The organism is Rhodoferax sp., from assembly GCF_018063565.1.
Taxonomy (GTDB): domain Bacteria; phylum Pseudomonadota; class Gammaproteobacteria; order Burkholderiales; family Burkholderiaceae_C; genus Rhodoferax.
This window is the reverse complement of sequence record NZ_JAGPBB010000152.1, coordinates 1-4,961: the sequence shown is the minus strand read 5'-3', so window position 1 is coordinate 4,961 and position 4,961 is coordinate 1. Positions and strand designations below refer to the sequence as shown.

Genomic DNA, 4,961 nt, shown 5'->3' with positions numbered 1-4,961 from the left:
TGGTCAATCATGACCTGTCCGAATCCCGAGCAGCTGACCTGCGTGGCACCGTCCATCAGACGGGCAAAGTCATAGGTCACCTTCTTGCTGGCGATGGAACGGCCCATGGACGCCAGAATGGCGTCGGCCGCCTCAACCCAGCCCATGTGCCGCAACATCATCTCGGCTGACAGGATCTCGGAGCCGGGGTTCACATAATCCTTGCCCGCATACTTGGGTGCTGTGCCATGGGTCGCTTCAAAACACGCCACGGTATCCGACAGGTTGGCACCCGGGGCAATGCCGATGCCACCCACTTGGGCAGCGAGTGCGTCAGAAATGTAGTCACCATTCAGATTCAGGGTGGCAATCACGCTGTACTCGGCCGGACGCAGCAGGATCTGCTGCAGGAAGGCGTCGGCAATGCTGTCCTTGACGATGATTTCTTTGCCCGTCTTGGGATTCTTGAACCTGCACCATGGGCCACCGTCAATCAGTTCGGCACCAAATTCCTTCTGCGCCAGACCATACGCCCAGTCGCGAAAGCCACCCTCGGTGTACTTCATGATGTTGCCCTTGTGCACAATGGTCACGCTGGGCTTGTCGTTGTCAATGGCGTACTGGATGGCCTTGCGCACCAGGCGTTCGGTGCCTTCGCGGCTGACCGGCTTGATGCCAATGCCGGAGGTATTGGGAAAACGGATTTTGGTCACACCCATCTCTTCGATCAGGAACTTGATGACTTTTTTCGCTTTCTCGGTTTCAGCCTCATACTCGATGCCCGCATAGATGTCTTCCGAGTTCTCGCGGAAAATCACCATATTGGTTTTATGCGGCTCCTTCACCGGACTGGGCACGCCGGCAAAATACTGGACCGGACGCAGGCACACATACAGGTCAAGCTCCTGGCGAAGTGCAACATTGAGCGAACGGATGCCGCCGCCCACCGGCGTGGTCAGTGGACCTTTGATTGACACCACGTATTCGCGCAGCGCCGCCAGGGTTTCCTCGGGCAGCCAGACGTCAGGGCCATAGACTTTGGTGGACTTTTCACCGGCGTAGACTTCCATCCAGTGGATCTTCTTCTTGCCGCCATAGGCCTTTGCCACGGCAGCATCCACCACCTTGATCATCACCGGCGTGATGTCCAAACCGGTGCCATCGCCCTCGATGAAGGGGATGATTGGCTCGTCGGGCACATTCAGCGACATGTCGGCGTTGACGGTAATTTTTTGGCCGGCGGCAGGAATTTTGATGTGTTGGTACATGACAACGGGTCTCCGTTAAGTGGATCGAGAGTAATGACTTTTCTCAATTTTTATTCTAGTCCTATTCAATTTCGCTGCAACCGATGCGTGCACCAAAGTCAACACAATCGGCGCGACCGACTCGACAGGCGCATGGCGATTCAACCCGGCGCCTGTCGCTGCGGCAAAATGTGCTCATGAACCTCTCTGCACCTGTTCTCTTTGCGCTGGCTGTTGTGGCCAACGTCTGCGCCCATGCGCAGAATTCACCCCAGCTGGACCTGCCACGCACCCAGATCACCGCTGGCATGTACCTGATCAGCGCCCAGGTGGCAGCCACCCCGGAGCAGCGCGCCACCGGACTGATGTTTCGCCAGCAGATGCCCCTTGGCGAGGGGATGTTGTTCGCCTTCGAGCAGCCGGCGCAGCAGTGTTTCTGGATGAAAAACACGCTGTTGCCACTCACGGCAGCCTTCGTCGCCGATGATGGCACCATCGTCAACCTGGTCGACATGAAGCCGTTGAGCACCGAGTCACATTGCTCCAGCAAGCCGGTGCGCTACGTGCTCGAAATGAACCAGGGCTGGTTTGCCAAAAAGGGGCTCAAGGCCGGCAGCAAACTGGGTGGCCCGGCGTTTGCCATGCGGTAGACAGCGTTGGTCGTTATTGAAGAATGTCCCCGATGCACAGGTACTTGATTTCCACGTAGTCGTCTATGCCGTGGTGCGAGCCTTCGCGGCCCAGGCCGGACTGTTTGACGCCGCCAAAAGGCACATGCTCGGTGGCCAGAATGCCCACGTTCACCCCCACCATGCCGTACTCAAGCGCTTCACTGACGCGCCAGATGCGGCCGATGTCGCGGCTGTAGAAATAACTGGCCAGGCCAAACTCGGTGTTGTTGGCGGCAAATATGGCTTCGGCTTCGGTCTCAAACTTGAACACCGGGGCAAACGGCCCAAAGGTTTCTTCGCGCGCACACAGCATCTCGGGTGTGGCATCGGCGACCACGGTCGGGGCATAAAACTGGCCGCTGCCCGTGCCGCTCAGGCGCTGCCCACCACACAATAATCGTGCGCCTTTGCCAATGGCGTCTTGCACGTGTCGCTCTACTTTTTGAATAGCGGCTTCTTCGATCAGCGGACCCTGGTTCACGCCGTCCTCAAAGCCGTTACCCACCTTGGCAGTACTCACCTTGGCGGCAAACTTCGTGACAAATTCGTCATAGACACCGGCCTGCACGTACAGCCGGTTGGAGCACACGCAGGTCTGCCCGGCGTTTCGGTACTTCGAGGCAAAAGCACCTTCCACGGCGCTGTCGATGTCGGCATCGTCAAACACAATGAAGGGTGCATTGCCACCGAGTTCGAGCGACATTTTTTTGACCGTGGGAGCGCTTTGTGCCATCAGGATGCGACCGACTTCGGTGCTGCCGGTAAAGCTGATGTGACGCACCACGTCACTGGCGCACAGCACCTTGCCCACGGCGATGGAGTTGTCGGCGTCGGCGGTGACCATGTTGAGCACACCGGCCGGAATGCCCGCTCGGATCGCCAGTTCAGCCGCCGCCAGGGCAGTCAGGGGGGTGAGTTCGGCCGGCTTGATGATCACCGGGCAGCCCGCGGCCAGCGCTGGCGCGACCTTGCGGGTGATCATGGCAATCGGAAAGTTCCACGGCGTGATGGCCGCGCACACGCCAATGGGCTGGCGCAGCACCAGCAGACGGCGGTTGTTGTCAAACTGCGGCAGCGTTTCGCCGTTGATGCGTTTGGCTTCTTCGGCAAACCATTCGACAAAACTCGCACCATAGGCCACCTCGCCTTTGGCCTCCGCCAGTGGCTTGCCTTGCTCGGCGGTCATGATGCGACCCAGGTCGTCCTGATTGGCCATCAGCAAATCAAACCACTTGCGCAGGATGATGCTGCGCTCTTTGGCCGTCTTGTTACGCCAGGCCGGCCAGGCGGCGTTGGCGGCGGCGATGGCGATTTCGGCATCGGCTGCGCCCAGATTGGCCACGTCGGCCAGGTGCGCGCCAGTGGCGGGGTCGGTCACGGCAAAACGGCTGCTACCGGACAACCAAACACCGTTGATCAGCGCATCGGTTTTCAGCAGGCTGGGGTCTTTGAGCAGGGCCAGTGGTGAAGCAGACATATAAACTCCATTTATTTATCAACAAAGATGCGTCCAGCCCTTATACAATAAACGCTGGAAGCTACAAACTAACTAGCGCGTCAACACGCCGGGCAGCACACACAACATCTCGAACAAAAGGTTGGCGCCCAGCAGCGCGGTGTTGCCGGAGGCATCATACGGCGGCGACACCTCGACCAGATCCGCACCCACCAGGTTCAACCCGGCGCAGCCGCGAATGATCTCCAGCGCTTGCGGCACACTCAAGCCGCCGATTTCTGGCGTACCCGTGCCACCGGCGTAGGCCGGGTCAATGCCATCAATGTCAAAACTCAGGTAACACGGCGTGTTGCCAATGGTGTCGCGCACACGCTGCATCCACGGAGCGAGTGACTGGTACCAGATCTCATGGGCGGGAATGATGGTAAAGCCCTGCTGGCGCGGCCAGTCAAAGTCGTCTGCCGCATAGCCGCTGCCACGCAGGCCAATCTGGAATACCCGGTCGCAATCGAGCAGGCCTTCTTCAACCGCACGACGAAACGGCGTACCGTGGGCAATGCGCTCGCCAAACATCTCTGGGTTGACATCGGCGTGCGCATCCACATGCACCAGCGCCACCGGACCATGCTTGGCCGCCATGGCGCGCAGAATGGGCAGCGCAATGGTATGGTCACCGCCCAGGGTGAGCGGGATGCAGTCGGCATCGAGCACCGACTCATAAAAGCCCAGAATGATGCCCAGGGATTTTTCCAGCGAATAGGTGTTGATCGGCACATCGCCCAGGTCTGCCACCTGCAGCGTGTCAAACGGGGCGGCACCGGTCGCCATGTTGTAGGGACGGATAAGGCTCGACTCGGCACGGATCTGGCGCGGGCCAAAGCGCGTGCCGGGGCGGTGGCTGGTGCCGATGTCCAGCGGCACACCGATAAACGCGGCGTCAAGCCCTTGCGCCGACGTGACGACAGGCAGTCGCATCATGCTGGCGATGCCGCCGAAACGCGGCATGGCGTTGCCTGACAGGGGCTGGTTGGTTGTTTTGCGGTTGTCTTGCATTTCTTGGCGAAAGGTGGCTTTCGCAAACCAAATTACGAACTAATTGCCTTGCAGCGCTTGATAGGCCTGCATTCTTTGATATCTATTCTTAACTCTTTCTTTCCCCCACTCACTCCCCCCGCCCTCTCCCGCCCCGCCGGGCGGAAGAGGGAGCCTGAACCGCCCATGTGGCCGCTTAACTCTCCGAGCGGTGTTGTCGACATCCTTGTCTTCATTCAAAGAGCTTTAAAGCCTTTCATGTTCAAACGGGATTCGGCCGGATTGATCGAATCTGAGCTTTCAAAACCACATCGACTTGTCATCTCTGTCAATCTTTACGAGGATGTCGATCACACTCTTCGACGGGGAAACCGGCCAAATGGGCGGTTAAAGCCCCCCTCGCCCGGCGGGGCGAGGGGGTTGGGGGGAGTGGGGGAAGATCAGCGCCGACTCCCTCTTAACCACTCCAATCCCAGCATCAACGCCGTGGTAAAAATGATCAGCAGCGTGGCCACCGCCGCGATGGTCGGGTTGATGTTTTCCCGAATGCCGGTGAACATCTGGCGGGGCAGCGTC

Annotated in this window: 4 protein-coding genes and 1 pseudogene; 1 reads left to right on the top strand and 4 read right to left on the bottom strand. The window is 59.1% G+C overall.

Features of this window, described 5'->3' with window-relative positions; translation table 11 throughout:
• Window positions 1–1,247 (bottom strand): NADP-dependent isocitrate dehydrogenase (gene icd, locus KBF66_RS18790; RefSeq protein WP_296661164.1); only part of this gene is annotated, 1,247 nt, incomplete at its 3' end.
• Window positions 1,248–1,423: 176 nt separating this feature from the next.
• Here icd and KBF66_RS18785 point away from each other — a divergent pair.
• Window positions 1,424–1,876, top strand: a complete 453-nt coding sequence (locus tag KBF66_RS18785; protein WP_296661162.1) for a DUF192 domain-containing protein — start codon at window positions 1,424–1,426, stop codon at window positions 1,874–1,876.
• A gap of 13 nt (window positions 1,877–1,889) precedes the next feature.
• On the opposite strand, the gene KBF66_RS18780 is transcribed toward KBF66_RS18785, so the two are convergent.
• The 3 genes and pseudogenes from KBF66_RS18780 to KBF66_RS18770 form a co-directional block, all read right to left on the bottom strand.
• Window positions 1,890–3,374, bottom strand: a complete 1,485-nt coding sequence (locus KBF66_RS18780; RefSeq protein WP_296661159.1) for an NAD-dependent succinate-semialdehyde dehydrogenase — start codon at window positions 3,372–3,374, stop codon at window positions 1,890–1,892.
• 72 nt (window positions 3,375–3,446) lie between these two features.
• Window positions 3,447–4,406, bottom strand: a complete 960-nt coding sequence (speB, locus tag KBF66_RS18775; RefSeq protein ID WP_296661156.1) for an agmatinase — start codon at window positions 4,404–4,406, stop codon at window positions 3,447–3,449.
• Window positions 4,407–4,825: 419 nt separating this feature from the next.
• Window positions 4,826–4,961 (bottom strand): annotated as a pseudogene (locus tag KBF66_RS18770) (ABC transporter permease); the annotation flags it as partial.

Bases quoted from the DNA above. Each gene is read 5' to 3' on its own strand.
- KBF66_RS18780 (WP_296661159.1), bottom strand. From the start codon at position 3,374: ATGTCTGCTTCACCACTGGCCCTGCTCAAAGACCCCAGCCTGCTGAAA.
- KBF66_RS18785 (WP_296661162.1), top strand. From the start codon at position 1,424: ATGAACCTCTCTGCACCTGTTCTCTTTGCGCTGGCTGTTGTGGCCAAC.
- speB (WP_296661156.1), bottom strand. From the start codon at position 4,406: ATGCAAGACAACCGCAAAACAACCAACCAGCCCCTGTCAGGCAACGCC.